This is a genomic window from Idiomarina aminovorans, from assembly GCF_023155095.1.
Taxonomy (GTDB): Bacteria; Pseudomonadota; Gammaproteobacteria; order Enterobacterales; family Alteromonadaceae; genus Idiomarina; species Idiomarina aminovorans.
In genome coordinates this window covers 400,766-423,365 of sequence record NZ_JAKNDA010000001.1, presented here as the reverse complement: position 1 = coordinate 423,365, position 22,600 = coordinate 400,766, and the positions used below count along the sequence as shown (strand labels likewise).

General features: G+C 45.9%; 23 protein-coding genes and 1 riboswitch. Of the genes, 9 read left to right on the top strand and 14 right to left on the bottom strand.

Annotation, left to right across the window (positions count from 1 at the left end):
* Positions 1-59: 59 nt before the first annotated feature.
* From L8G48_RS02090 to L8G48_RS02075, 4 genes are all read right to left on the bottom strand, one after another.
* Positions 60-887: an ion transporter gene (locus tag L8G48_RS02090; RefSeq protein WP_248262959.1), complete on the bottom strand. Its 828-nt coding sequence runs from the start codon at positions 885-887 to the stop codon at positions 60-62.
* Between the two features lie 11 nt (positions 888-898).
* A complete protein-coding gene (locus tag L8G48_RS02085; RefSeq protein WP_248262958.1) occupies positions 899-1,696 on the bottom strand; it encodes an undecaprenyl-diphosphate phosphatase in 798 nt (265 codons plus the stop codon).
* A gap of 85 nt (positions 1,697-1,781) precedes the next feature.
* Positions 1,782-3,173 carry a lysine-sensitive aspartokinase 3 gene (gene lysC / locus L8G48_RS02080; protein ID WP_248262957.1) on the bottom strand — a complete coding sequence of 464 codons (1,392 nt, stop codon included), beginning with the start codon at positions 3,171-3,173 and terminating at the stop codon, positions 1,782-1,784.
* Between the two features lie 94 nt (positions 3,174-3,267).
* Positions 3,268-3,444: riboswitch (Lysine riboswitch) on the bottom strand.
* A 44-nt stretch (positions 3,445-3,488) separates the two neighbouring features.
* On the bottom strand, positions 3,489-4,538 hold the full coding sequence (locus tag L8G48_RS02075) for an NAD(P)-dependent alcohol dehydrogenase (RefSeq protein WP_248262956.1): 1,050 nt from the start codon (positions 4,536-4,538) through the stop codon (positions 3,489-3,491).
* A gap of 135 nt (positions 4,539-4,673) precedes the next feature.
* Here L8G48_RS02075 and L8G48_RS02070 point away from each other — a divergent pair, with 135 nt between their 5' ends.
* Positions 4,674-7,586: a ligand-binding sensor domain-containing diguanylate cyclase gene (locus tag L8G48_RS02070; protein ID WP_248262955.1), complete on the top strand. Its 2,913-nt coding sequence runs from the start codon at positions 4,674-4,676 to the stop codon at positions 7,584-7,586.
* Between the two features lie 111 nt (positions 7,587-7,697).
* Here L8G48_RS02070 and L8G48_RS02065 read toward each other — a convergent pair whose 3' ends face one another.
* The 3 genes from L8G48_RS02065 to L8G48_RS02055 all read right to left on the bottom strand — a co-directional run bounded on the left by L8G48_RS02065 (position 7,698) and on the right by L8G48_RS02055 (position 11,708).
* Positions 7,698-8,867: a vWA domain-containing protein gene (locus L8G48_RS02065; RefSeq protein ID WP_248262954.1), complete on the bottom strand. Its 1,170-nt coding sequence runs from the start codon at positions 8,865-8,867 to the stop codon at positions 7,698-7,700.
* Between the two features lie 8 nt (positions 8,868-8,875).
* Positions 8,876-9,712, bottom strand: a complete 837-nt coding sequence (locus L8G48_RS02060) for an AAA family ATPase (protein WP_248262953.1) — start codon at positions 9,710-9,712, stop codon at positions 8,876-8,878.
* Positions 9,713-9,776: 64 nt separating this feature from the next.
* Complete coding sequence (locus tag L8G48_RS02055; protein ID WP_248262952.1) at positions 9,777-11,708, bottom strand: hybrid sensor histidine kinase/response regulator; 1,932 nt, start codon at positions 11,706-11,708, stop codon at positions 9,777-9,779.
* A gap of 101 nt (positions 11,709-11,809) precedes the next feature.
* On the opposite strand from L8G48_RS02055, the gene L8G48_RS02050 reads away from it, so the two are divergent.
* Positions 11,810-12,280 (top strand): SEL1-like repeat protein, encoded by a 471-nt coding sequence (locus L8G48_RS02050; RefSeq protein WP_248262951.1) that lies wholly within the window; start codon positions 11,810-11,812, stop codon positions 12,278-12,280.
* A gap of 1 nt (position 12,281) precedes the next feature.
* Here L8G48_RS02050 and L8G48_RS02045 read toward each other — a convergent pair whose 3' ends face one another.
* Together L8G48_RS02045 and L8G48_RS02040 are read right to left on the bottom strand one after the other, a co-directional pair.
* The gene (locus tag L8G48_RS02045) at positions 12,282-13,349 is read right to left on the bottom strand and encodes an alpha/beta hydrolase (RefSeq protein WP_248262950.1); all 1,068 of its coding nucleotides are present in this window, start codon (positions 13,347-13,349) and stop codon (positions 12,282-12,284) included.
* Positions 13,350-13,364: 15 nt separating this feature from the next.
* Complete coding sequence (locus tag L8G48_RS02040) at positions 13,365-13,688, bottom strand: DUF3392 domain-containing protein (protein WP_248262949.1); 324 nt, start codon at positions 13,686-13,688, stop codon at positions 13,365-13,367.
* A 121-nt stretch (positions 13,689-13,809) separates the two neighbouring features.
* Here L8G48_RS02040 and xthA point away from each other — a divergent pair, with 121 nt between their 5' ends.
* Entirely contained in the window at positions 13,810-14,619 is an 810-nt protein-coding gene (gene xthA, locus L8G48_RS02035; protein WP_248262948.1) for an exodeoxyribonuclease III, read from the top strand.
* A 24-nt stretch (positions 14,620-14,643) separates the two neighbouring features.
* Here the strand turns inward: xthA and yfbV are convergent, their stop codons facing one another.
* Positions 14,644-15,078: a terminus macrodomain insulation protein YfbV gene (yfbV, locus tag L8G48_RS02030; protein ID WP_248262947.1), complete on the bottom strand. Its 435-nt coding sequence runs from the start codon at positions 15,076-15,078 to the stop codon at positions 14,644-14,646.
* A 214-nt stretch (positions 15,079-15,292) separates the two neighbouring features.
* On the opposite strand from yfbV, the gene L8G48_RS02025 reads away from it, so the two are divergent.
* Genes L8G48_RS02025 through L8G48_RS02005 form a run of 5 tightly spaced genes read left to right on the top strand, consistent with a single transcriptional unit; the run spans position 15,293 to position 18,090 of the window.
* The gene (locus tag L8G48_RS02025) at positions 15,293-15,766 is read left to right on the top strand and encodes a PTS glucose transporter subunit IIA (RefSeq protein WP_248262946.1); all 474 of its coding nucleotides are present in this window, start codon (positions 15,293-15,295) and stop codon (positions 15,764-15,766) included.
* A 20-nt stretch (positions 15,767-15,786) separates the two neighbouring features.
* Entirely contained in the window at positions 15,787-16,131 is a 345-nt protein-coding gene (locus L8G48_RS02020; protein ID WP_248262945.1) for an arsenate reductase, read from the top strand.
* Positions 16,128-17,258, top strand: coding sequence for a succinyl-diaminopimelate desuccinylase (gene dapE, locus L8G48_RS02015; RefSeq protein WP_248262944.1), 1,131 nt, complete (start codon positions 16,128-16,130; stop codon positions 17,256-17,258). The genes L8G48_RS02020 and dapE overlap by 4 nt, the downstream gene beginning before the upstream one ends.
* Positions 17,252-17,935 (top strand): M15 family metallopeptidase, encoded by a 684-nt coding sequence (locus L8G48_RS02010; protein ID WP_248262943.1) that lies wholly within the window; start codon positions 17,252-17,254, stop codon positions 17,933-17,935. Before dapE ends, L8G48_RS02010 begins: the two co-directional genes overlap by 7 nt.
* Positions 17,932-18,090 carry a DUF2897 family protein gene (locus L8G48_RS02005; protein WP_248262942.1) on the top strand — a complete coding sequence of 53 codons (159 nt, stop codon included), beginning with the start codon at positions 17,932-17,934 and terminating at the stop codon, positions 18,088-18,090. The genes L8G48_RS02010 and L8G48_RS02005 overlap by 4 nt, the downstream gene beginning before the upstream one ends.
* Here L8G48_RS02005 and purC read toward each other — a convergent pair.
* From purC to dapA, 3 genes are read right to left on the bottom strand one after another with little or no spacing between them, the layout of a single operon-like run.
* Positions 18,087-18,800, bottom strand: coding sequence for a phosphoribosylaminoimidazolesuccinocarboxamide synthase (gene purC, locus L8G48_RS02000; protein WP_248262941.1), 714 nt, complete (start codon positions 18,798-18,800; stop codon positions 18,087-18,089). The genes L8G48_RS02005 and purC overlap by 4 nt on opposite strands.
* 23 nt (positions 18,801-18,823) lie before the next feature.
* Complete coding sequence (gene bamC, locus L8G48_RS01995; RefSeq protein ID WP_248262940.1) at positions 18,824-19,912, bottom strand: NlpB/DapX family lipoprotein; 1,089 nt, start codon at positions 19,910-19,912, stop codon at positions 18,824-18,826.
* Positions 19,912-20,802 (bottom strand): 4-hydroxy-tetrahydrodipicolinate synthase, encoded by an 891-nt coding sequence (gene dapA, locus L8G48_RS01990; RefSeq protein WP_248262939.1) that lies wholly within the window; start codon positions 20,800-20,802, stop codon positions 19,912-19,914. The genes bamC and dapA overlap by 1 nt, the downstream gene beginning before the upstream one ends.
* 177 nt (positions 20,803-20,979) lie before the next feature.
* On the opposite strand from dapA, the gene bcp reads away from it, so the two are divergent.
* The gene (gene bcp / locus L8G48_RS01985) at positions 20,980-21,450 is read left to right on the top strand and encodes a thioredoxin-dependent thiol peroxidase (RefSeq protein ID WP_248262938.1); all 471 of its coding nucleotides are present in this window, start codon (positions 20,980-20,982) and stop codon (positions 21,448-21,450) included.
* Positions 21,451-21,468: 18 nt separating this feature from the next.
* On the opposite strand, the gene L8G48_RS01980 is transcribed toward bcp, so the two are convergent.
* Positions 21,469-22,548: an AI-2E family transporter gene (locus tag L8G48_RS01980; RefSeq protein ID WP_248262937.1), complete on the bottom strand. Its 1,080-nt coding sequence runs from the start codon at positions 22,546-22,548 to the stop codon at positions 21,469-21,471.
* Positions 22,549-22,600: the final 52 nt, after the last annotated feature.

Genomic DNA, 22,600 nt, shown 5'->3' with positions numbered 1-22,600 from the left:
GCTTACTTTTAACCGTAACCGGAATTTCGTTAATAAGAAGCTTTGCGCTATAAAGGTTTTTACTTTCTTTGGGCATCTTGCTGAGCCACTATCAATTGCTTTAATTCCCGAATTTCTTGCTGCAAATCGGTTATCGAAGGTTCCTGCCCGATAAGCTCCTGATCCGCTTGCTTCTCGCTAAGCTCAACTTTCCGTCCCTCTTTATCCATAACGTTAATGACGATACCAATAACCATATTTAAGAACGCGAAAGCGGTCAGGAAAATAAAGGTCATATAATAAATCCAGCTCCAGCCGTATACCTCCATAGTTTCGTACTGGATATCGGTCCAATCCTCGAAGGTCATTACCCTGAATAACGTCAGCATTGAAGTAGCAATATTGTCCCACAAGAACGGATTAATGTCGGCAAACAGATAGCTGCCAACCGCCGCATAAATATAGAAGATAATAAACATCAGCAACACCACATAGCCCATTTGGGGAAGCGCTTTCAGCAAAGAGTTTATTAAGGTTCGCAGCTCCGGAATAATGGATATCATCCGCAGTACGCGGAATATTCGGACTAACCGTGCCAGCAGAGCCAGTTCAGAATCATTAATGGGTATGAGACTCATGACGACAACCAGAGTATCAAACACATTCCAGCCATCTTTAAAAAACGCCTTCTTATTGTCTTCAGCAATAAATCGAATGGTAATTTCAACCACAAAAAATAGCGTAATAAAGAGATCTAAACCTAAGGTCAGGCTATTAGCAAAGGCCGGCAATTCATACGTTTTTGCACCAATCTCCAATGCAGAAATAATAATGACGGCAACAACCAGCGCTTCAAATGTTTTGTTACTTTTAAGTCGGAATAACTGCTTTTTGATGTTTTCGTACATAAATTAACAACTCAAAAGAATAATAAGTACAGGACAACCGCTAAGATTAAACGGTAAATAACGTAAGGCCACATACCGAACGCATTAAGCCATTTCAGGAAAAAGTGAATCGCCGTTATGGCAGTTAAAAACGACACAATACCGCCAACCAGAAAGCCTGACCAGTCAACCGCAATAGACTCAGAAGCAATAGTTAATAATTTTACTAAAGCAGCTGCGGCCGTAATTGGAATGGCCATAAAAAATGAAAACTTTGAGGCTGATTCGCGGTTTAATCCTAAAAACAAACCGGCAGTTATGGTCGCCCCCGAACGTGAAGTGCCCGGAATAAGTGCCACGGCTTGCGCAAGCCCGACAATAATCGCATCTTTAAAGCCAATATCCTGCAGGGTTCGGTTTCCGCGGGCAAAACGATCGGCTACCGCTAAAAGCACAGCGAAAACAACGGTGGTAGCGATAATAACTCCCACAGCTCTTAACGTTGTGTCGATGTAGTCCAGTAACAATACTCCCGCAATACAAGCCGGTATGGTTGCAACAACCACAGCCCAGCCTAAGCGACTTTGACCGACATGCTGACGCGCAGAAATAGAACGAACTCCGTCAACAAAGAGTTCAGTGACATCTTTGCGAAAGTACAGGATAACCGCGAGCAAGGTACCAACATGAACCGCAAGATCAAAGCCGACCCCCTGGTCTTCCCAGCCGGTTAATAGCGGCATCAAAATTAAGTGGGCAGAGCTGGATATGGGAAGAAATTCGGTTATGCCCTGGATAATGCCAAGGATGATCGACTGTAAGAAATCCATTAAAAATGCTCGCCTTCATTTTGCTCAAACAGAAAGCGAGCATTATAGTCAGTTTCGTTGCCAGAACGAAAGTACGATTATGCGATTAGACTTCGCACTGGCTTTCACCACATTTACCCTCATCGCACTTCATTTCCTGACTCAATATTTTATCGTGCAACGTTCGGATCACATTCTCACCTTCCCGTTCTTCTACTAAAAAGCAAAGGTTGTGTTCACTCGCTCCCTGACAAATTAAACGCACAGCGTAGTCGTTTACCGTATTAAAAGTGAGTTGACTGATATGAGCATCGCGGCCAATACCATTTCCAATAATCGCCACCAGCGACAAGCCCGTTTCAACCTCTACCCGGCAAAACTGTTCAAGCTCCTCCAAAGCCGCAGCCGGCAATAAAGCCTGTCCATTCGCAATACTGCCACCTTCATCCAGCGTGAGTGCAATACTGACTTCTGACGTTGTCACCAGGTCAACACTGACGTCATAGCGTGCCAGTATTGCAAAAAGCCGGGCCAGGAAACCGCTGGCGTGAAGCATGCTCAGACTATGAACCGTAACTAATGTCTGGTTCCGACGCAGCGCAACCGCACGCACGTCAGGCCGGGTTGCAGGGTTTGCGGATACATAAGTACCGCCGGCCGTCACGTTTTGACTACTGCCAATAAAAACCCGTATACCATTCTTTATTGCAGGTGCCAGACTGGAAGGGTGCAGAATCTTCGCGCCAAATGTTGCCAGTTCTGCCGCCTCTGAAAAGCTCATCTCGGCTATCGCCCGGGCGCTGGCACAAATTCTCGGATCCGTTGTATAAATACCGGCAACGTCTGTCCAAATTTGTAAATCTGTTGCATTGAAACCTGCGGCCAGCAGCGCTGCACTATAGTCACTTCCGCCGCGGCCCAGAGTCGTTGTCCGCGCCTTGTCATCTGAGCCAATAAAACCTTGAGTGACCCAAACACAACCCGATTCGAGCTTTTGTTTTTGCTCCAGGCAATGCGACTTGGTTGAAACGTCATCTGGCTGTGCACGGCCAAAGCCGCTAGTGGTTTTCAGCAGTTGACGAGCGTCCAGAGTATCCGATAACGTTCTCTGCTCATTTAAAACACAAGAAAACAAAAGGCTGGAGCAACGTTCACCGAAGCTTAATAGTTCATCCCGCCAGGCAGCCCAATTTGCTACAGATTGCCTACAGTGATGGTCTATTTCTTCATGCAGCTGAAGCAAAGAAGCTTCCGCGTCGCTGGTATCGTTGAGCTTTTTTAGAATAGAAGAATGGATGGTATAAATTTCATTTCGCAGAGACTCGGCTTGCTTTCCCTGTTGGTCAGCTATTTCTGCCAGCCGGTTCGTCACTCCGGCGCAAGCACTGACAACCACCAGCCGAATAGATGGGTTATTCCTGACAATTTCAGCACAGCGTAGCATTGAGGGGTAATCGGCAACGCTGGTACCTCCGAACTTGGCAACAGTAAAAGACACAGTTTTCTCCTAAACATAGCTATATAAGTGTTCGGAGAACTCAGGTTTTGCAGAATGCGCGGCAGGTGTTGTTTATCAGCCAATAAAAAATGCAAACACCAGAAGCTCTCCACCCTGAAGGTGACAGTTGTGGGTATTCAAACCCTGCAACCGGCAGTATTGCCGCCAACTGGCAATACCACCTCGGCATAGCGCCCCTCCCTTTCGACTCAACTCCGGTTTTGGCAACCTAAGTTCGAAAGTTCCTGGCGTACGCACCTCTTCTTTGCGTAAATTAGACCACGCTCGGCAAAGTGCGGTCAATTTATTTACTCATTACGACTGCTTTAACGAGTCCATATCAATCACAAACCGATACTTTACATCACCTTTTTTCATACGAATAAAGGCATCGTTGATATTCTGAATATTCAGCATTTCAACATCGCAGTGAATATCGTGTTCAGCACAAAAATCAAGCATTTCCTGAGTTTCCGGAAGGCCGCCAATTAGAGAACCGGCTAACACCCGGCGCTTCATTACCAAAGCACCCGCCTGTAACGCAGGGTCAACCGGTTCTAGCAGCCCCACCAAAATATGTGTGCCATCCACTTTCAGACAGTTAATATAAGGGTTCAGGTCATGCTGAACCGGCACGGTGTCTAATAAAAAGTCAAAAGTCTCAGCCGCAGCTTCCATTTGCTCATCATCGCTGGAGATAATTACATGGTCTGCGCCTTGTTTTTTAGCTTCTGACATTTTGCTTTGTGAACGAGTAAAAATAGTGATTTCAGCGCCCATGGCTTTGGCAAACTTAACGCCCATATGGCCTAAGCCACCCATACCAATAACACCGACTTTATGCCCTTTTTGCACACCAAAGTGACGCAATGGAGAATAGGTTGTAATACCCGCACACAAAAGCGGCGCTGCCTTTGCCGGATCCAGCTTTTCAGGTACCCGCACAACAAAACGGTCACTGACTACAATCTTTTCAGAGTAACCACCATAGGTTACGCTTTTGTCGTGCAAATCTTCCCCATTATAAGTCGGTACCATGGCGTTAAGGCAGTACTGTTCCAGACCTTTCTCACAAGAGGAGCACTCACGGCAAGAGTCGACCAAACAGCCAACACCAACTGTATCTCCAACGCTAAAGGCTTTAACATTTTCACCTACGGCAGTGACTTTGCCGATGATTTCATGACCCGGGACGACCGGATAAATAGTGCCACCCCAGTCATTCTCGGCATAGTGAATGTCGGTATGACAAACACCACAGTAAGTGATGTCGATAGCAACATCATCATCGCGCAGCTCTCGACGTTCTATAGCGTGCGGCGCCAATTTGGAGTTTTTGGATTGTGCAGCATAAGCTTTCGTCATTTATTTTTTCCTTGAATTATGATTTCCGGCTAATGTACTCATTAACGTATTTTTTAGATTATCGACTTTAGAATTATTGCAACCTGCCCGACTACAACATACCATCGAATAACACTGCTTAATAATCGATGACCTATGAAGTACCTCCTCTTTATATCACTGGCTACACTTTTATACCTGCACGCTCCGGTAACGAGCGCCTTTGCCAATCAAGCCAGTGCTATTGAGGAAAAGAAACCTCTGAGCGACTATTTAATTCGGCACTGGAGAACTCGTGACGGATTACCGCACAATTCTGTCAATGAAATTATTCAAGACGACAAAGGTTATCTTTGGTTAGCTACATGGCAGGGCCCGGCCCGTTTTAATGGCCGTCGTTTTGATATCTACGACAATTTACGCGAAACCGGTTTGCCCGATATTGGCATGTATACTGCTGCTTACAGCCATTGCGATGGCAGTGTTTATGTTGCCGGTAGCCGGGGAGGAATAGCCCGTTTTTACGACGGGCGTTGGAAAACATTACAATCAGCTCCGCCATTTGTGAATCACTTATCTATCGATAAGAACTGTAATCTCTGGGTTTCGACCTCAGAACTTGGTCTGTTAGTTTATAAAAACAATCAACCTACAGCCCAGTTCACGACCGAACACGGTTTAAATTCTATGTTCGTCTATGAATCCATAATCGATAGCCAGGGCAACTTATGGGCCGCAACCAATAAGGGTGTTCAAGTCAAAAAAGCGGGTCAGGCGCACTTTCAAGCCATTACAACAATACCCGAGCAACTTATTACCGCACTTTTTGAAGTCGAGAACGGCAGTTTATTAATTGGGACAGAACAAGGCCTGTATCAACAAAAAAATAATAAAATGGAGTTTGAACGCATATTACCGGAGATTAATAGCAGAATTAGTACTCTGTTCCAGTCACCTAATAATGGGCTTTGGCTGGGAACCTACCGTGATGGACTTATTCGCATTGGCAACTATGGCATCGAGAGATTTGGCACCGAACACGGGCTTCCAAACAATCATGTGCTCGATATCATTCAGGACAAAGAAGGCAGTTTCTGGGTATCAACACATGGCGGCTTAGTTCAATTCAGAAACGCACTATTCTCTACCTACACAACGGACGATGGATTGACAGGCAACTACATCAGAGCGTTAGCAGAAAACAAAAACGGTGACGTTATTGTGGGTTCCAGTAACGGCGCCGCTATCATAAACAAGTCGGGCATCACCCCGCTTGCTCCCGATACGCCGCTAACGAAACAATCGGTATTGTCTCTGGCTTACGATCATAAACAGCAGCTTCATATCGGCACTTACACCGACGGTCTTTATATCTGGGATGGTGCCCAAATTGTCCATCATTTCGATGATGACAACCTGTTGAAAACCGATGAAGTTCGTCAGCTAGCACTTGATCCTGAACTCGGCATATTTCTGGCGACACCATTGGGTATTACCCATTTGTACCAGAACTCCGAAGAAACATGGAAAGCCCAATATATTGCACAAAAAGATGGCTTAACCAATAACTATACAACGTCATTATATCTGGATCAGCAAGGAACATTATGGGCAGGCTCTGCACGAGGCGTCGTCAACATTAAGATCACCCAAAAAAATGAACAGTTTGATTACCAAATTAATGAAGTTGATTTAACCGAACTCAATAATGCCGAACTGGCATTTCATATTACCGGGCAGTCCGGTTATATCTGGATGGCAACCGACCGTGGACTTATCGTTCATCATCTTAAAAACAGCAGCTGGCAGATTTTTAATCGTGACCAGGGCTTACCATTTGATAACTTTATGTCTGTTACTTTTGATGGTGATGGCAACCTGTGGCTTGGCTCAAACAGGGGCCCGGTTATGGTTGAACATGACTCCTTTACTCAAGTTTTAGAAGGTCACGCAGACAAACTTAATGTGCAGCACTTTAGCGAAGTTGACGGCCTTGAAAGCGCCCAGATTAACAGTGGTGGCCCTTCAATGCTGCAATCTCAAACGGGCAGCATTTGGCTGGCAACCAGTAACGGTGTTTCAGAAGTTGACCCCAAAACGATGTCTAAAATTGGCAACCGCCCGCCAGATGTCAACATAGAATCGGTAAAAGCAGATGGAGCAACCGTTGTCTTCGGGGAACAACTCAGTGCGGAAACTGAACGTATTGTGTTTGAGTTCATTGCTCCTGGTTACCTGATGGCAGAACAAATTAATTATCAGGTACGCCTGGTTGGATTTGATAAAGGCTGGGTTAATAAAAGCTCGCTCAACTCAGCCGAATACACAACGTTGCCAGCCAATGACTATATCTTTCGGGTTCGGGCAAGATATCCCGGAGGCCAATGGAGCCAACCCGACCATTTCGCATTCCGGCAGTCCGCACATTTTTGGATGCAACCCTGGTTTTGGATTTTCGCCTTATTAATTGTCGCTCTTTTAATCTTAATTTCAGTGAGAGCACGTCTTAATCAACACAACAGAACGCGCCTGCGACTCGAGCAAATGGTTAAAGAGAAAACAGCAGATTTAGAAACCGCGGCTCGTCAGGATCCTTTAACCACCCTTGGTAACCGCCGGGCTTTTGATGAACGTTTGCAACATGAGCTTAGCCGCTCCAGACGTGACGGAACCTATTTAAGCCTTGCGATTTTAGATGTTGATTACTTTAAGCAAGTTAACGACACCTATTTACACACCGTAGGCGACCAAGTACTAATTCGCTTAGCTGAGGTGCTACGTGACGAAATTAGAGACATTGATTATGTTGCCCGCTGGGGTGGTGAAGAGTTTGCTGTATTAATTACGAATTCTGAACTGGAAGTTGCTAAAGAAGCCAGCGAGCGAATGCGCGAAAGAATCGCAGCGACCTCATTCGACGATCTTGTTGATGACATGAAAATTACCGTTAGTATTGGGGTTGCAAGCAGTTATCACTATGCTGATTATGCGGGTTTACTGGTTGCCGCCGACCAAGCTTTATACCAGGCAAAACACAGCGGTCGCAACCGAATAGAGTCAAAACCATGATTCAACAAAATGGCATTTCGCGTCACACGTACTCCGGGCCGGACAGCTAAACGCCGCCGCTAAATACCGGCACCGGGTTCTTTATAAAGCCTCAGTGCCGGTATTAAAGGGTTATTTAATTGTGCTCATTGCCCTTTCAAGGCCAGCCAGAGTTAACGGGTACATTCTTCCGCCCACTAAGTTGTGGATCATTCGTACCGACATATAATAACGCCAATGCCCCTCGGGTTGAGGGTTAAGCCACGCCACTTTTTCAAAATGGCGGGTCAAACGATTCATCCAGACCTCGCCCGGCTCTTCGTTCCAATGCTCAACACTGCCGCCAGGATAAGCTATTTCATAAGGCCCCATGGTCGCATCTCCCACAAACAACAATTTATAGTCCTCACCGTAGGTTTGGATGAGTTGTTCTGTCGGAATCTGCTCTTGCCGGCGTCGGGAGTTCTCTCGCCAGACCCCCTCATACACGCAGTTATGAAAATAAAACAACTCCAGATGCTTAAACTCGTTTTTCAATGCGGTAAATAACTGCTCACACTGATAAACATAATCATCCATTGAGCCGCCAACATCTAACAACAGAATAATTTTAACCGCATTATGCCGTTCAGCCTGCCACTTCAGATCAAGTAAACCGCCTTTTTTTGACGTCGCTTCAATGGTTCCGTTTAAATCAAGCTCTGTTGCCGCACCGGTGCGCGCAAACTGACGCAGTTTTCTCAGCGCCAGCTGAAAGCCGCGCTGTTCCAACCGTGCATTATCATCAAGATCGCGGAATTCGCGTTTATCCCACACTTTGGCGGCACTGCGGTTACGATTCCCGTGCTGTCCAATTCGGATACCGCCGGGGTGATACCCATAAGCTCCAAAAGGTGAGGTTCCTCCGGTACCAATCCACTTAGAGCCGCCCTGATGCCGCTTTTGTTGCTCCTGCAAACGCTCATGAAACGTTTTCATTAACTCATCGAGGCTACCAAGCTGTTGTGCTTTTTTCTTTTCTTCGTCACTCAAGTTACGTTTTAACGCGTTCTCCAGCCAATCTTTAGGAATCTTATCGGTCACATCAACTTTAGCGACTTTATCGACATACTCACTAAAGGCGCGATCAAACTTATCGTACTGCGACTCATCCTTTACCAGAATAAGCCGGGACAGATAATAAAACTGTTCAACATCAGCAAAGGCTAAATTAGCTTTCATCGCGCTTAATAAATCCAGCCATTCGGTAATGCTGGTTTTAAGCCCATGCCGCCGTAAAATTTGAAAAAAATCAATAAACATAGTGCGAATTAACGTCTTTGAATACGAGCATGCTCAGCTAAGCGCTCGACATCCTGTTCATGTTTTAGCAAAGCACCGGTTAAAGGCAATACCCCCCCCTGTTCACGGCTTTTACGCAATTCATCGGCGTTAATATCTTCCACCAACAATAACCGTAACCAATCCAGTAGTTCAGAGGTAGAGGGCTTTTTCTTTAATCCGGGAACCTCTCTTAACTCAAAGAACATCGCTAAAGCGGTATCTAATAAGTCGCTGTGTAAATCAGGGAAATGCACATCCACAATCGCTTTTAATGTGTCACTGTCAGGAAACTGAATGTAATGGAAAAAACAGCGACGCAGAAACGCATCGGGTAAGGCCTTTTCATTATTGGAGGTTATAAGAACAATCGGCCGTTGTTGGGCTGTAATCTGCTCGCCGGTCTCATAAACGTGAAACGCCATCTGATCCAGTTCATGCAGCAAGTCGTTAGGGAATTCAACATCGGCTTTATCAATTTCATCAATAAGCAGCACCGGACGCTTCTTTGCTGTAAAAGCCTGCCACAGTTTGCCGGGTCGAATGTAGTTACTAATATCATGAACTTTTTCACTACCTAACTGGCTGTCGCGAAGGCGTGACACAGCATCATATTCATACAAGCCCTGCTGGGCTTTTGTGGTCGATTTAATCGACCATTGCAGCAAGTCGGTCTCTAAAGCACTTGCCAATTCTTCTGCCAGACGAGTTTTACCGGTGCCCGGCTCGCCTTTCAGTAATAATGGCTTTTCTAATGTTACTGCGGCATTAACGGCTGTCGCCAACTCTTGTGATACAACATACTGAGAGCTACTGCTAAAATTCATTATTCTATCCCTTAGCTAAACCAAAACTGCGTCTATGGTACAACAGACACTGGGGCTGTGCTAATCAGAGAAACTTTTGAGACCCTAAGTCTTCAAACCGTTTAAGAACTTTAGCGATATCTGCTTTTACAAAAGGTTTGGTGACATAGTCATCCATACCTGAACGTAAAGCTTGCGTTCGTGTTTTCGGGTAGGCATCGGCAGTCAGCGCAATAACATAGGGTTGATGAGTATCCATAGCACGAAGCGCCCGGGTCGCCTCCATTCCGTCCATATGCGGCATATGCAGATCCATAAAGAGCACATCATAATCCCGTGCCTGCATCATCTTTAAGGCATTTTTAGCATCACTCACAAGTTCGACTTCTTGATTCAGCGACAGCAGCATTTCTTTAATGATCAACTGGTTAATTTTATTATCATCGACCACCAGAACATAACTTTTAGCTAAGGTTGGCAGCTCAGAAACCTTGTGTTCGTCGGTCCTTCCAGATTGAATCGACATCGGCAGACACAGTGTAAAACACGACCCGTGCGCAGGTTTGCTATCAACCTGAATCGTACCATTTAATAATTGCACCAGGTTACGAACAATCGCAAGACCCAGTCCACTTCCGCCCTCAGGGCGATTAAAACCATCTTGTTCCTGCTCAAAAAGTTGCCATATTCGCTGCGTATCATGAATACCCATGCCGGTATCCTGTACCTTGACAACTAATTCACCTTCACTGTGCTTCGCTGGATTATCATACCAGCTTGCACTCACAGCTATTGAACCTTGTTCAGTAAATTTAAGCGCATTACTGACCAAATTACTGACAACCTGAGCAATTCTAGCTTGATCCATTAAAATCTGTTCTGGAATATCGTCACTAATGTCGACCAGAAAATCCAGTCCTTTATCTTTTATCGGCTGCTCAAACAATCGGACAATATGGTTTAACACTTTAACCGGGCAGTGCACGCCCAATGTCACTTTTAGTTGCCCCTCTTCTGCCCGGGTTAAATCAAGAACATCGTTAAGCGTGGTCAGCAGATAGTCACCACTGTTTTTTATCGTACCTAGTAACTGTTGCTGATGCGGATTCAGATCCGTTGACTCCAGCACCGAAGCTATACCGAGAATACCGTGTAACGGTGTTCGAATTTCATGCGACATATTAGCTAAAAAAACATTCTTAGCATGTGCCGCTCTGCGCGCATCCAATTCAGCTTTTTTCTGCTCGGTAACATCGGTCAGGGTTCCGGTATAACGAATAGCTTTACCTTCGCTGTCGCGCTCAATTATTTTTCCGCGGTCTAAGACATACACCCAGTGCCCATCCCGATGTCTTATGCGGTAAAGACTTTCATAAAACGGCGTAATTCCATCCAGATGGTTTTTTATAGCCTGCCAGACGTTATCGTAATCTTCGGGGTGTAAACGACTGGACCAACTTTCCACGTTAGCTTCCAGTTCAGAAACATCCCAGCCAAACATGTTGGCCCAACGTTGATTAAAAATGGTCACCCCGGTTTGCGGATTCCACTCCCAGGTGCCTAAACGGGTGGCGTCTAAAATGAGCTGTAATCGATTGCGTTCCATCTCCAGGGCTATTTGCAACTGCTTACGTTCAGTAATATCAATCAAATACCCATAAAGGTGTTTTTTACCGTCTTCGTGTCGGATCACAACGGTGGTGTCTGATACCCAGATATCGCGGCCATCAAGATGTTTTACACGGTAATCCTGATGAGTTAGTGAAGAACCGGACGCACTGCTTAAAAGCGTTTCAACTTCCTCCATCACCTGTGGCAAATCATCCTGATGAATGAGATCCCGGTACTCAATTTGCTGTTTTTCTAAACGCGTTTTTTTGTAACCCAAGAGTTCTTCGACGTTGTCTGAAACAAAAAGCACCGGCCAGCCGGCCGAGTCTTCCCAGACAAATAAACTTAAACGACTTCCGACGTTTAGCAGCGCCGCCAAATTTTCATTAGAAACAGGTGTAATCATCGACTTTAGCTCACTTCATACGCTATTTCCCCACCAGTTTGCCGCAGTAGCAACTTGGTGTACACTGACAAAAACAATAACATAGAAACAACGATACGCGGATGACTCAGGCAAACGTCAATGAATGGCAAACAGCGCTGCTTACACAGGTTGATCAACTCATTGAGTTGGCTAAGACACGCTTACCCGGTAGACAACAACCCACTATTCGCGGCCCTGAATACTGGCAGCGGTTTGCTAAACATCATTACGTACGCGCTGCTGATTTACTGAAAGCAGACCAAGGGTTTGAAGCGGCCAAGCATTTTCGCCGGGCCGCTTTATTTGGCCACAGCAAGGCCATGTTATATTTGGGCCAAATGTTTTTACAAGGCAAAGATTTACCGGAAAGCGTCTTTCACGCCTGCTGTTGGCTTACCTTAGCCGATCGCGCCGGAGAAGCAGAAGCCGAAAAGATTATTGATAATTTGATTCATAAGCTTACGGCAAGACAACTGAACAGCGCCCGCCAGCTTGCAGCGGAGCGCTTTGAACAAATTTGTGATGCCAGCTTCGAGATTCACGGATTGTAGCTTACGGTAACCACAACTGAGTCTTTTCACGTACCTTGCCGGTAGCTACCCAGTCCTGAAGCTGATCAGCCATGCGCTTTCCGGCATCCACCGCTTTTTCCCAGTAATCGATACGAGTCGCAGCATCAAGCTTAACAAAGTCGGTTCTGTCCGGAATTTTTCCATAAGGCAGTGACTGTATAAAATCTTCAGACGGGCTGATAAACACCACATTCGGCCACTTTGCCCCTGTTGTTCGTCGCCAGCTTAGGCGTTTATCGAACCAGCCGGGAATGGCTTCGTTATGAAAGTGAGGGTAAAGCACCAGCCCATTTACTTTAGAGAAATTCAAATCAAAATGGTAATCGGTAACACCGCCGTCACGATACACCCCTTCAGGCGCACCCGGAATATCAACAACACCATCGAGTACTAACGGAATAGAGCCGGTGGCCAGTAACGCTGGTTGGAAGTTCTGCCCGGTGAGCTCTACATGATGTGTGGGTAAATCTTGCCAGCCTTTAGAAAAGCTGAGATCCGACTGAGGGTGATGAAAAATAACCCGTTCGTAGAATCGTCCCAACCAGCGTCGGTTCATACTATTAGCAAAAGCAGAGCCAAGTAAGCCTAACATCTGCTTTTTCGTTTCTGCCGCGGTCCAGCCCCGACAACGGGCAACAATAAAATGATGACGAACAGCCGACTGCCCTAATATTTCTGTAACGGCCTGATCTGGTACATACTTAGCCAGTAACTCTTTTGCTTCACTGGTAATTTCATTTCTGTCGGGCTTTTCGCAATAAGTCTGAGTTCTGTACAAACGACAGAACAAGTCACTGGCCGCAACGGGGTCGTTTTGCCCCAGTGCGGCAAAACGCCAGGCCCCGGCAGAGGTACCCAAGGTATTCAGTGGTTCTTGCTTGTCTTTAAAAAACTCACCGAACATCCATTTATCAAGCCCCTGAAGAACAAACCACTTAGGCCCGCCGGACGCGCCTAACAGCAAACCGATATCATCGACGCTCAGTCCTTGTTCCTGAATGTGCTGATAAGCCGACGCGCCGGCCTTAATGTTAATCCAATCCGTCATACAACGTTCCCTGATCTACAATTGTCGCTTTCTCTCGGCAAGGAACCCCAGTAACAACAGTATTCCAATGGTACTTACCGCGAGTAAATGCAGCGGAATAAGGCTTAACCAACCCGCAAGAACGGGTGTAAACCAAACCGTCAGCCAACCATAACCAAATGCGCACACCACAATAAAGACTATTGTTCGGAAAACAAAGTGCCAATGCGCCACCTGTCTTTTCACCATTCGGTTCACTTCGGCACCGTAAATAACCAATAGTGTCGCAACAATCGCCATGGCTAATTCGTAAAAATGAGGACGAATCATGATGCCCAAATTATTTAATACGTTTTGCACGCCAATACCCCGCTTAAAATTATCGCCAGAGTATACGAATTTTCTGTTGTTTTCGCATCCCAAGTTTGCGCTGTGCTGTGTTATCCTAAAGCTATAAAGAAGCTCATTTATAGGACGTTTTATGAAAATCATTTCATTCAATATCAATGGCATACGTGCTCGATTACATCAGTTACAGGCGTTAATTGATAAGCATAAGCCCGATGTTATTGGTTTGCAGGAAACCAAAGTGCATGATGACCAGTTTCCGTTGAAAGACGTTGAAGCTATGGGTTACCACGTAATTTTTCATGGTCAGAAAGGCCATTACGGCGTCGCTATGCTCAGTAAAAAGCCGCTGCAAAACCCGCAGTTTGGTTTCCCTTCTGACGACGAAGAAGCACAGCGCCGGATGATCATGGGCGATTATCCACTTGCCGATGGCAGTCATGTACGCATCTTAAACGGCTATTTCCCGCAGGGTGAAAGCCGGGATCACCCCACTAAGTTTCCGGCAAAAGAGAAGTTTTATCAGGACTTAATGAGCTATCTGGACAACGACCTTTCACCGGAGAAGCCCGTTATTGTGATGGGCGATGTGAATATTTCACGTATCGATTCAGACATTGGTATTGGTGAAAACAACGCCAAACGCTGGTTAAGAACGGGTAAATGCAGTTTCCTGCCGGAAGAGCGGGAATGGATGCAAAAACTGATGGACTGGGGCTTTACCGATACTTATCGTCAGCTGAACCCCAATGTGGATAATCAGTTCAGTTGGTTTGATTATCGTTCCCGTGGTTTTGATGACAACCGTGGATTACGTATCGACCTGATTCTGGCTACGAAAACTCTAGCAGAGCATTGTCAAGACAGCGGTATAGATTATGCTCTGCGGGGCATAGAAAAACCTTCCGATCATGCGCCAGTCTGGTCTACCTTCAAAGTCTGAAAATAACATCGCCGCCGGTTAATTTTAATGATCTTCCGGCGGTAATGTTTCCAATGCTTTACGCAAAATAATCGCCAGATCCATGTATTCAGGCCCTTTCTCACCCTGAGGCTGACATTCCACTCCTTGTGCCCGCAACTTATCTCTTAGCTCTTTATACCAATATCTTAACGAAGGTTTGAGTACCTGACGTGAACGCCATCCAAGCCAATACAGCCCCTGAAGCGGTAAACTCAACATAATCAGCGACAGCATCAGTCCCGGAGCCAGTTGCTCCTGCGGCATAAACTGCCAGGTGAGTGCAGCATTTAGCACAGCAATACCCGGCGTCCAGCTAATGGCCTTGCGCGTCACCGGTATAATTCTCGATTCCGCCATAGCTGCCACAACTGAATGGTGAGGCCATTTATCGGCATACACGTTTCCATCTCTTAAAACTGCAAAAAATGAACCACTCATGATGACCTCTTTGACAAAAATGCTGCAATTATAAACAAATATCTACCCATTGTACGATATTCACACTTTAAATATTATTCATATTTTTCATGAACTTAAAACCTTACAACCGCGTAGTGCACAAACATATCCACAGTTAATGTGGATACAGTTGCACGCGAGCTTTAGCTTTGCCACTATACTAACTGAATTAGTCAGTAGCATGGTGTCAGTTGTGGCAACAAGTCAGCTTCCTTCTCTTTATGCACCGGTAACCGGCCGGGTCATCGACGTACCACCCACAGCCGGAGTATGCCAGCAAGGCCTGTTGGGACAGGGTATCGTCATAGAAATGACCGGTAGTACCTTATACGCCCCGGCAGATGGCGTACTGACCCATATTAGTGGCAGTGGCGATTACTTATCCTTACGCCTGAATAACACCTACTCGCTACAGTTAGTAACAGGCTCAGGTGATGCATTCGGAGCGCATTTGGCTCTGACCGTACTTTGCCGCAGACAGGTCCAGATTCAATGCGGCGATCCTCTGGTAAAAATTAACCAGTCACTGCTACGCAGTTTAAATTCCATGCAGCAACGGCTTGCGGTTCTGGTCTGTGCGCCGGACTCTACAAAAACAACTGAGCCTTTCGACTGGCTGACATCCGGACTCGTTACCGCAAAAGACAGTCCACTTATCACAACTTAACCTCGACAGGAGCTGTACCTATGTTGCGCGTTTATGGCATAAAAAACTGCGACACTGTAAAAAAATCACTTAAATGGCTGGATAACAACGGACTTTCTTATGAGTTTATCGATGTTAGACAACAGCCACTGCAAAAAGAAACGGTGACTGGCTGGTTGAAGCAGCTTCCTGCTGAGTCATTGTTAAATAAACGCAGCACCAGTTGGCGGAATCTGTCCGACGAACAAAAGTCTGTGGATAATCGCGATGCCATTGCCGCGTTAATTGCCGAGCAGCCGACTCTGTTTAAGCGCCCATTGGTTGAGACCGGCCAGAACATTTATTGTGGCTTTAACGAAAAACTCTGGAGCGAACGCTACTTATGAGCTCTGAAACACTGCAACTTGCCCATGAACTTATTTCCCGCCCGTCAATTACACCGGAAGACGAAGGCTGCCAGCGACTTATTGGTGAACGTCTTGCGGCGCTGGGATTCGACCTTGAGTCTCTAATCTTTGATGATACAACGAACCTTTGGGCTCGTCGCGGGCAAGGTCGTAAATTGTTTTGCTTTGCCGGTCATACCGACGTGGTTCCGCCCGGCGATGTGAATGACTGGCAGTTTCCTCCTTTTCAGCCAACGCTTCACGAAGGCTATTTATATGGTCGCGGAGCCGCTGATATGAAAGGTAGTTTAGCGGCTATGATAACGGCTACCGAGCGCTTCATTAAAGACTACCCGGATGTGGATGCTGATATAGGTTTTCTGATCACCAGTGACGAAGAAGGTCCTTTTATCAATGGCACCAAACGTGTCATAGAAACACTTCAACAACGCAACGAAAACATCGACTGGTGTATTGTCGGCGAGCCCTCAAGTACTGAGACTCTTGGTGATATTGTAAAAAATGGGCGCAGAGGCAGTCTCACCGGAGACCTAACCGTGTTAGGTATACAGGGTCATGTTGCATACCCTCACCTGGCAAAGAATCCGGTTCACGATCTTGCACCGGCACTCAGCGACTTAATTAAAGAAAAGTGGGACAAAGGCAATGCCAGTTTCCCGCCAACGACATTTCAGGTGTCAAACATTCAGGCCGGTACCGGTGCGGGAAATGTCATTCCCGGACGTATTAACACCCAGTTTAACTTTCGCTTCTCCACCGAGCTGACGGCTGAAAAAATTAAACAGCGAGTTGAGGCCATACTCAATAAGCACTCGCTAAAATACAGCTTGCAATGGAAGCTCAACGGACCGCCTTTTTTGACAGAGTCAGGCCCATTAGTCGAAGCGGTTCAGTCTGCCATTGAGCATGAATGTGGATTTTCTACCACCCTCTCCACTGCGGGTGGAACTTCTGATGGCCGTTTTATCGCACCAACCGGCGCTCAGGTGATTGAGCTGGGTCCCGTAAATGCAACCATTCATAAAGTGAATGAATGCGTCAAAGCCACTGATCTGGATAAGCTCAGCGGCGTTTATTACCGCTGTATGGAAAAATTACTATGTTAAGTAATACCGAACTTACCGGCGCCAGTGAAAAACACTTAACTGCGGTAGACGGGCATAAACTTCATGCTGGTGCCGCTGAAGGTTATCTTGCTATGCAAAAAGCAGCGGCAGCTAACGGCCTTGAGCTTGCTATTGCCAGCGGTTTTCGCGCTCTGGACAGGCAGTTATCTATCTGGAACCGGAAATGGCGGGGTAAGTTGCCTCTGTTGTCTCAACACGGCGAGCAACTGGACGCCTCTGCCTTAAACGATACCGAGAAAATGCACGCTATTTTGCATTGGTCTGCGTTACCCGGCAGCAGTCGTCACCATTGGGGGAGCGACCTCGATATTTATGACCCTCGCCCGTTTCAACATAGTGAACGTAAATTACGTTTAGTGCCTGCCGAATATACTGATGCAGATGGCCCTTGCCACAAGCTCTGGCAATGGTTAACGCAACATGTACATGAGTATGGTTTCTTTTTTCCTTATGCCCGCTATCAGGGTGGCGTTGCCCGGGAACCCTGGCATTTAAGCTATCGTCCGGTGTCGCAAAAATGTCATCAACAACTCAGCCTGGAACTACTGGCCGAAACCATCAATGCTATAGCGATAGAGGGCAAACCTATTATTCTGGATAATCTGGTACAGATAAAAAATCAGTACATCGATACAATTACGGAGGATGACGGATGAACGAATATCTGGTGTGGTTACTGATAGCATTAGTGCTTGGAGTCGTTATCAGTAATGTCATGGTGCTAAAGTATACGGCTAAACTTAAATGGCCCGACGCAGAGTCGCCTAAAACTAAAGACGACTCCGACCAGAATACGGAAACTAAAGATTAGTCCAGTTGCACGCCCAGACGCTCAGCGACCTCACGATAAGCCTCGACAACACCGCCTAAGCCTTGACGAAAGCGATCTTTGTCCAGTTTTTCGCGGGTTTTAGCATCCCAGAGACGACAACCGTCCGGTGTGAATTCATCACCCAGCATGACTTCGCCGTCAAACACACCGAATTCCAGCTTATAATCCACTAACAGCAAACCCGCATCAGCAAACAGAGCTTTTAAAACCTCGTTGACTTTAAAGGTCAGCTCTTTCATCTTCTCAATTTGTACTGCAGTTGCCCACTCAAAAGCCTGAATGTGATAATCATTCACCATAGGGTCATGCAAAGCATCATTTTTCAAAAAGAACTCGAATGTCGGCGGGTTAAGCGTTTTACCCTCATCAACCCCTAAGCGTTTTACCAGAGAACCCGCGGCAACATTACGAATAACACACTCAACCGGAATCATATTCAGTTTTTTAACTAAAGATTCGGTATCACTTAAGCGCTCATCCAGCTGTGTCGGAATACCCGCTTGTTCCAGCTTTGCCATAATAAAATGGTTAAATTTATTGTTGACCATGCCTTTATCATCAAGCTGTTCAACTTTTTCACCATCAAACGCTGAAGTGTCATTGCGAAACTCCAGAATCAGACGGTTAGGGTCGTCAGTATGGTAGACCGTCTTTGCTTTGCCCCGATACAGTTCACTGCGTTTTTCCATGAATCTTTCCACTCGCACTTAAGTTAAAGTTGGCTTTGCTGTTTAACAGCGTTTTTAAAGGCTTCAAACACTTGATTGACCCACTCGTCTGAAACAACTTCATCATCCTGATAAACGGTTACCGATGTATTCTGGCCGTCTTCCAATAAGCGGAATTCATACTCACCCTCGGCAATACCAAGCGCTTCATAGTCATCACCGCCAATGAACAAGAAGCCGCTGCCAGGTTGGCTGTACTCGACAAAATACGTTCCGGCTTCACGGTTTAAATCTTCAACCTCAAATCCAATATCTTCTAAAGCAAGGTTAACCAACGGCCACGCTTGCTCAAAATCGTCTTCAACGATTAAAACAGAATGCCCTTCGGTTGTTTTTGACAGGCGTGTATCAATTCCTTCCGCTTTTTCGCGAACAACGGCTAACTGCTGCTTACGGTTGACTTCGGAAATAACCGCGTTAAGCAAGTCAGTTTCCAGATTACGAACAACCAGTGGTGCTACTTTTTTCTGTTCGCCGTCAATAACCTGAGTAAAGTCATTTACATTGACACGCAAGGCCGTACTACGTTGATGATTTTCGGTTTCCTGAGTCACCTCGTAACGGAACGTTCTTTCACGAATTTTATCGCTCTCTCCGCCAAAGCCAAGAAAACCGCCCTCTCCGTCAATACCCTGCTGCACAGCCATCGGCTCAGTAAGCCAGCGATTTTCACCCACTTCGTCCCAGTTAATATTACGGCGTTCTAAAACATCTTTGGCCGCCTGACTGACAAACTCAGTGACTGAGTCTCCCATGCCATCAACAATATCAAAGTAAACCCGGGTTTCTGTTTCTGTCTCTAAAACTCGGCTACCCAGTCCAATAGGACGAACTTGCTGAGGTGCAGTAATATTCACTCTTTGTCCGATTGGCGCCGGAGAAATTTGGGTATCAGGAATTCGGTATTGATCGCCCGTTTTCGCATCTTCCAAATCTTCAGGAATATTCAGCGTCGCAGTAGGCTGAATATTGATATATTCAAACCCTCCGCTCGCACGTTCTTTTTCTACCGACGAACAACCTGTTACGACTACGGCAGCTACGCCCATCCACGCAAGGCGAGACAATTTCATTACGACTCCTGAATATTTAATAGGTTTTCTTGCTGCAATACTGACTCAATCAATTGCTGATTTTTTTCTTCCGGAGGTGTCAGTGGCAGACGATAGTTTGCACTAACCCAGCCCATCAAGGCTAAAGACCATTTAACCGGAATTGGGTTAGATTCAACAAATAGCATATTATGCAAAGGCTCAAGTTCGGCATCTAATTGGTTCGCATGAGCGGTGTCGCTCGCAACCGCAGCCGTTACCATTGCTTTTATTTTGGCAGGTACAATATTAGCCGTTACACTGATAACCCCATGACCACCAGCCAACATAAATTCGCGCGCTGTCAGGTCATCACCGCTTAACAGAATAAAGTCATCACCACAGCGTTTTTTTAGCTCTTGCACACGGCTTACATCGCCGGTCGCTTCTTTAATACCAATAATGTTATCAATTTTTGCGAGCTGCTCTATCATTTCCGGCGTCATATCAAGACCGGTGCGACCCGGAACATTATACAGAATTTGAGGTTTATCAGTGACATCTGCGCAAGCCTGATAATGAGCAATAAGACCCGCTAAAGAGGGTTTATTATAGTAAGGCGTCACATTCAAAAAGCCGCTAACACCAGCCTGATTCATTTTCTCAGTAAGCTGCACCGCTTCGCTGGTTGAATTTGAGCCATTGCCAGCAAGAACATCAATGCGTCCTGCGCTCAACTCGACCATCGCATTAACGACATCAATGTGTTCTTCATGCGTTAAGGTTGTTGACTCCCCTGTTGTGCCAACCGCTACAATAGCGTCTGTACCCGCTTCACAATGCCGGTTTACCAGAAACTCAAGTTCACTGTAATCGACATTGCCATGTTTTGTAAAAGGGGTAACTAGAGCGACAATACTGCCCTTAAGCATACAATCTCCAAGTCCTAAACTGGGGCTCTAATGGTAATGCCAGCCCCGACTAAACACAAGTGGTAGGAACCTAACTTAGCCAGAAGGTTCCGCAAACTTTTGTCGCTATCACATTTTCCAATACGCTCTGTGTCCGCTATGATGTTGGCACAGTTAACTCAGTTGCAGGAGAATACAATGCAGACATTACAACAGGGTGATAAAGCACCTGACTTTACGTTACCCGACGCTCACGGGAACTCAGTGGCATTATCGGAGCTGCTGAAAGAACATCGCGTACTGGTCTACTTCTACCCCAAAGCCATGACTCCCGGCTGTACGGTGCAGGCACAGAACTTACGTGACAGTCGTAAGCAGCTGGAAGACTGCAATGTAGTATCCGTTGGTATAAGCCCGGATGCGCCTAAGCGGTTAGCTAAATTTACTGACAGAGATGAGCTCAACTTTACTCTGCTCAGTGACGAAGACCACAAAGTTGCTGAAGCGTTTGGGGTTTGGGGTCTGAAAAAGTTTATGGGTAAAGAATATGACGGCATCCATCGCATTAGTTTTTTAGTTGAACAGGACGGAACCGTTTCAAAGGTGTTCGATAAATTCAAAACCAAAGAACACCACGAGGTTGTATTGGATCACCTTAAACAAGCTTAAACCTCAGCAAACACCGCATTATTGCGGTGTTTGCTCTTCCTTATTATCACTCGTACCAGTGTCCCAGGCGGTTAATACCGCTTTCACCAGACTCGCCAGCGGAATGGCAAAAAACACCCCCCAGAAACCCCATATACCACCAAAGATTAATACCGCAGCAATGATGTAAACGGGGTTTAAACTAATCGCTTCTGAAAATAACAAAGGCACCAGCAGGTTTCCGTCTAAAGCCTGAATAACCAAATAAGTAACCGTCACCCAGACAAAAGGCGCTGTTGGGCCAAACTGGAATAAAGCCACCAGAACAACAGGTATGGTTACTACCGCCGCTCCTATGTAAGGAATCAAAACCGATAATCCAACCAAAATGGACAACAGCGCAGTATAGCGCAAATCGAACAGACTGAAGGTGACAAAAGTCACTACCGCTACCACAACCACCTCAATGGCTTTCCCACGAATGTAATTCATAATCTGCAGGTTCATTTCCTGGCCTACCTGCGAAATTAACTGGCGGTTTGAAGGCAGCAATCGGCTAAAATGAGCGACTAAGACATCGCGATCTTTTAGCATAAAGAAGATCAATAACGGCACCACAATTAAATACACCAGCATTGCCATAACATTAACGATAGAGGTTAAGGAAACCGTTAATAGGTTTTCCCCCAAACCGACCACCCGCCTTTTCATTTCCTGGGTAAATTCGTTAATTTGGTTGTCATCAACAATGGTCGGGAACATTTCAGGTAATTTATGCAACCAAATTTGTAAGTTGGTAACCATATCCGGCATTTCTTGTATCAGCGTTGTGCTTTGCTGCCAAATGACCGGAACCAGAGTCAGTAAACCGATGATCATTAACGCCAGAAATAGAGAAAACGTGATAACCGTGGCGCTAAGCCGGGACAAGCCTATTTGCATTAACCGAATAACCGGCCAATCTAACAAGTACGCTAAAGAAATAGCGATTAATAATGGCACGATTAAACCGCCAAAAACTGCAATAACAAGTACAGTAAATGCCAATAACAGAAATAAGGTTACTGCATTGGGGTCTGCAAATTTCCGTCGGTACCACTGTTGAATGTATTCCCACATAGCCGTAATCTCTTTATCTTCGTTAGGTCGATAATATCAGTCCTTGCAATCT

Bases quoted from the DNA above. Each gene is read 5' to 3' on its own strand.
- dapA (WP_248262939.1), bottom strand. From the start codon at position 20,802: ATGCTTAAGGGCAGTATTGTCGCTCTAGTTACCCCTTTTACAAAACAT.
- purC (WP_248262941.1), bottom strand. From the start codon at position 18,800: ATGGAAAAACGCAGTGAACTGTATCGGGGCAAAGCAAAGACGGTCTAC.
- xthA (WP_248262948.1), top strand. From the start codon at position 13,810: ATGAAAATCATTTCATTCAATATCAATGGCATACGTGCTCGATTACAT.
- L8G48_RS02065 (WP_248262954.1), bottom strand. From the start codon at position 8,867: ATGTTTATTGATTTTTTTCAAATTTTACGGCGGCATGGGCTTAAAACC.
- L8G48_RS02060 (WP_248262953.1), bottom strand. From the start codon at position 9,712: ATGAATTTTAGCAGTAGCTCTCAGTATGTTGTATCACAAGAGTTGGCG.
- yfbV (WP_248262947.1), bottom strand. From the start codon at position 15,078: ATGAGTGGTTCATTTTTTGCAGTTTTAAGAGATGGAAACGTGTATGCC.
- L8G48_RS02070 (WP_248262955.1), top strand. From the start codon at position 4,674: ATGAAGTACCTCCTCTTTATATCACTGGCTACACTTTTATACCTGCAC.
- bamC (WP_248262940.1), bottom strand. From the start codon at position 19,912: ATGAAATTGTCTCGCCTTGCGTGGATGGGCGTAGCTGCCGTAGTCGTA.
- L8G48_RS02050 (WP_248262951.1), top strand. From the start codon at position 11,810: ATGACTCAGGCAAACGTCAATGAATGGCAAACAGCGCTGCTTACACAG.
- L8G48_RS02020 (WP_248262945.1), top strand. From the start codon at position 15,787: ATGTTGCGCGTTTATGGCATAAAAAACTGCGACACTGTAAAAAAATCA.
- L8G48_RS02055 (WP_248262952.1), bottom strand. From the start codon at position 11,708: ATGATTACACCTGTTTCTAATGAAAATTTGGCGGCGCTGCTAAACGTC.
- L8G48_RS02090 (WP_248262959.1), bottom strand. From the start codon at position 887: ATGTACGAAAACATCAAAAAGCAGTTATTCCGACTTAAAAGTAACAAA.
- L8G48_RS02045 (WP_248262950.1), bottom strand. From the start codon at position 13,349: ATGACGGATTGGATTAACATTAAGGCCGGCGCGTCGGCTTATCAGCAC.
- bcp (WP_248262938.1), top strand. From the start codon at position 20,980: ATGCAGACATTACAACAGGGTGATAAAGCACCTGACTTTACGTTACCC.
- dapE (WP_248262944.1), top strand. From the start codon at position 16,128: ATGAGCTCTGAAACACTGCAACTTGCCCATGAACTTATTTCCCGCCCG.
- L8G48_RS02085 (WP_248262958.1), bottom strand. From the start codon at position 1,696: ATGGATTTCTTACAGTCGATCATCCTTGGCATTATCCAGGGCATAACC.
- L8G48_RS02005 (WP_248262942.1), top strand. From the start codon at position 17,932: ATGAACGAATATCTGGTGTGGTTACTGATAGCATTAGTGCTTGGAGTC.
- L8G48_RS02010 (WP_248262943.1), top strand. From the start codon at position 17,252: ATGTTAAGTAATACCGAACTTACCGGCGCCAGTGAAAAACACTTAACT.
- L8G48_RS02075 (WP_248262956.1), bottom strand. From the start codon at position 4,538: ATGACGAAAGCTTATGCTGCACAATCCAAAAACTCCAAATTGGCGCCG.
- L8G48_RS01980 (WP_248262937.1), bottom strand. From the start codon at position 22,548: ATGTGGGAATACATTCAACAGTGGTACCGACGGAAATTTGCAGACCCC.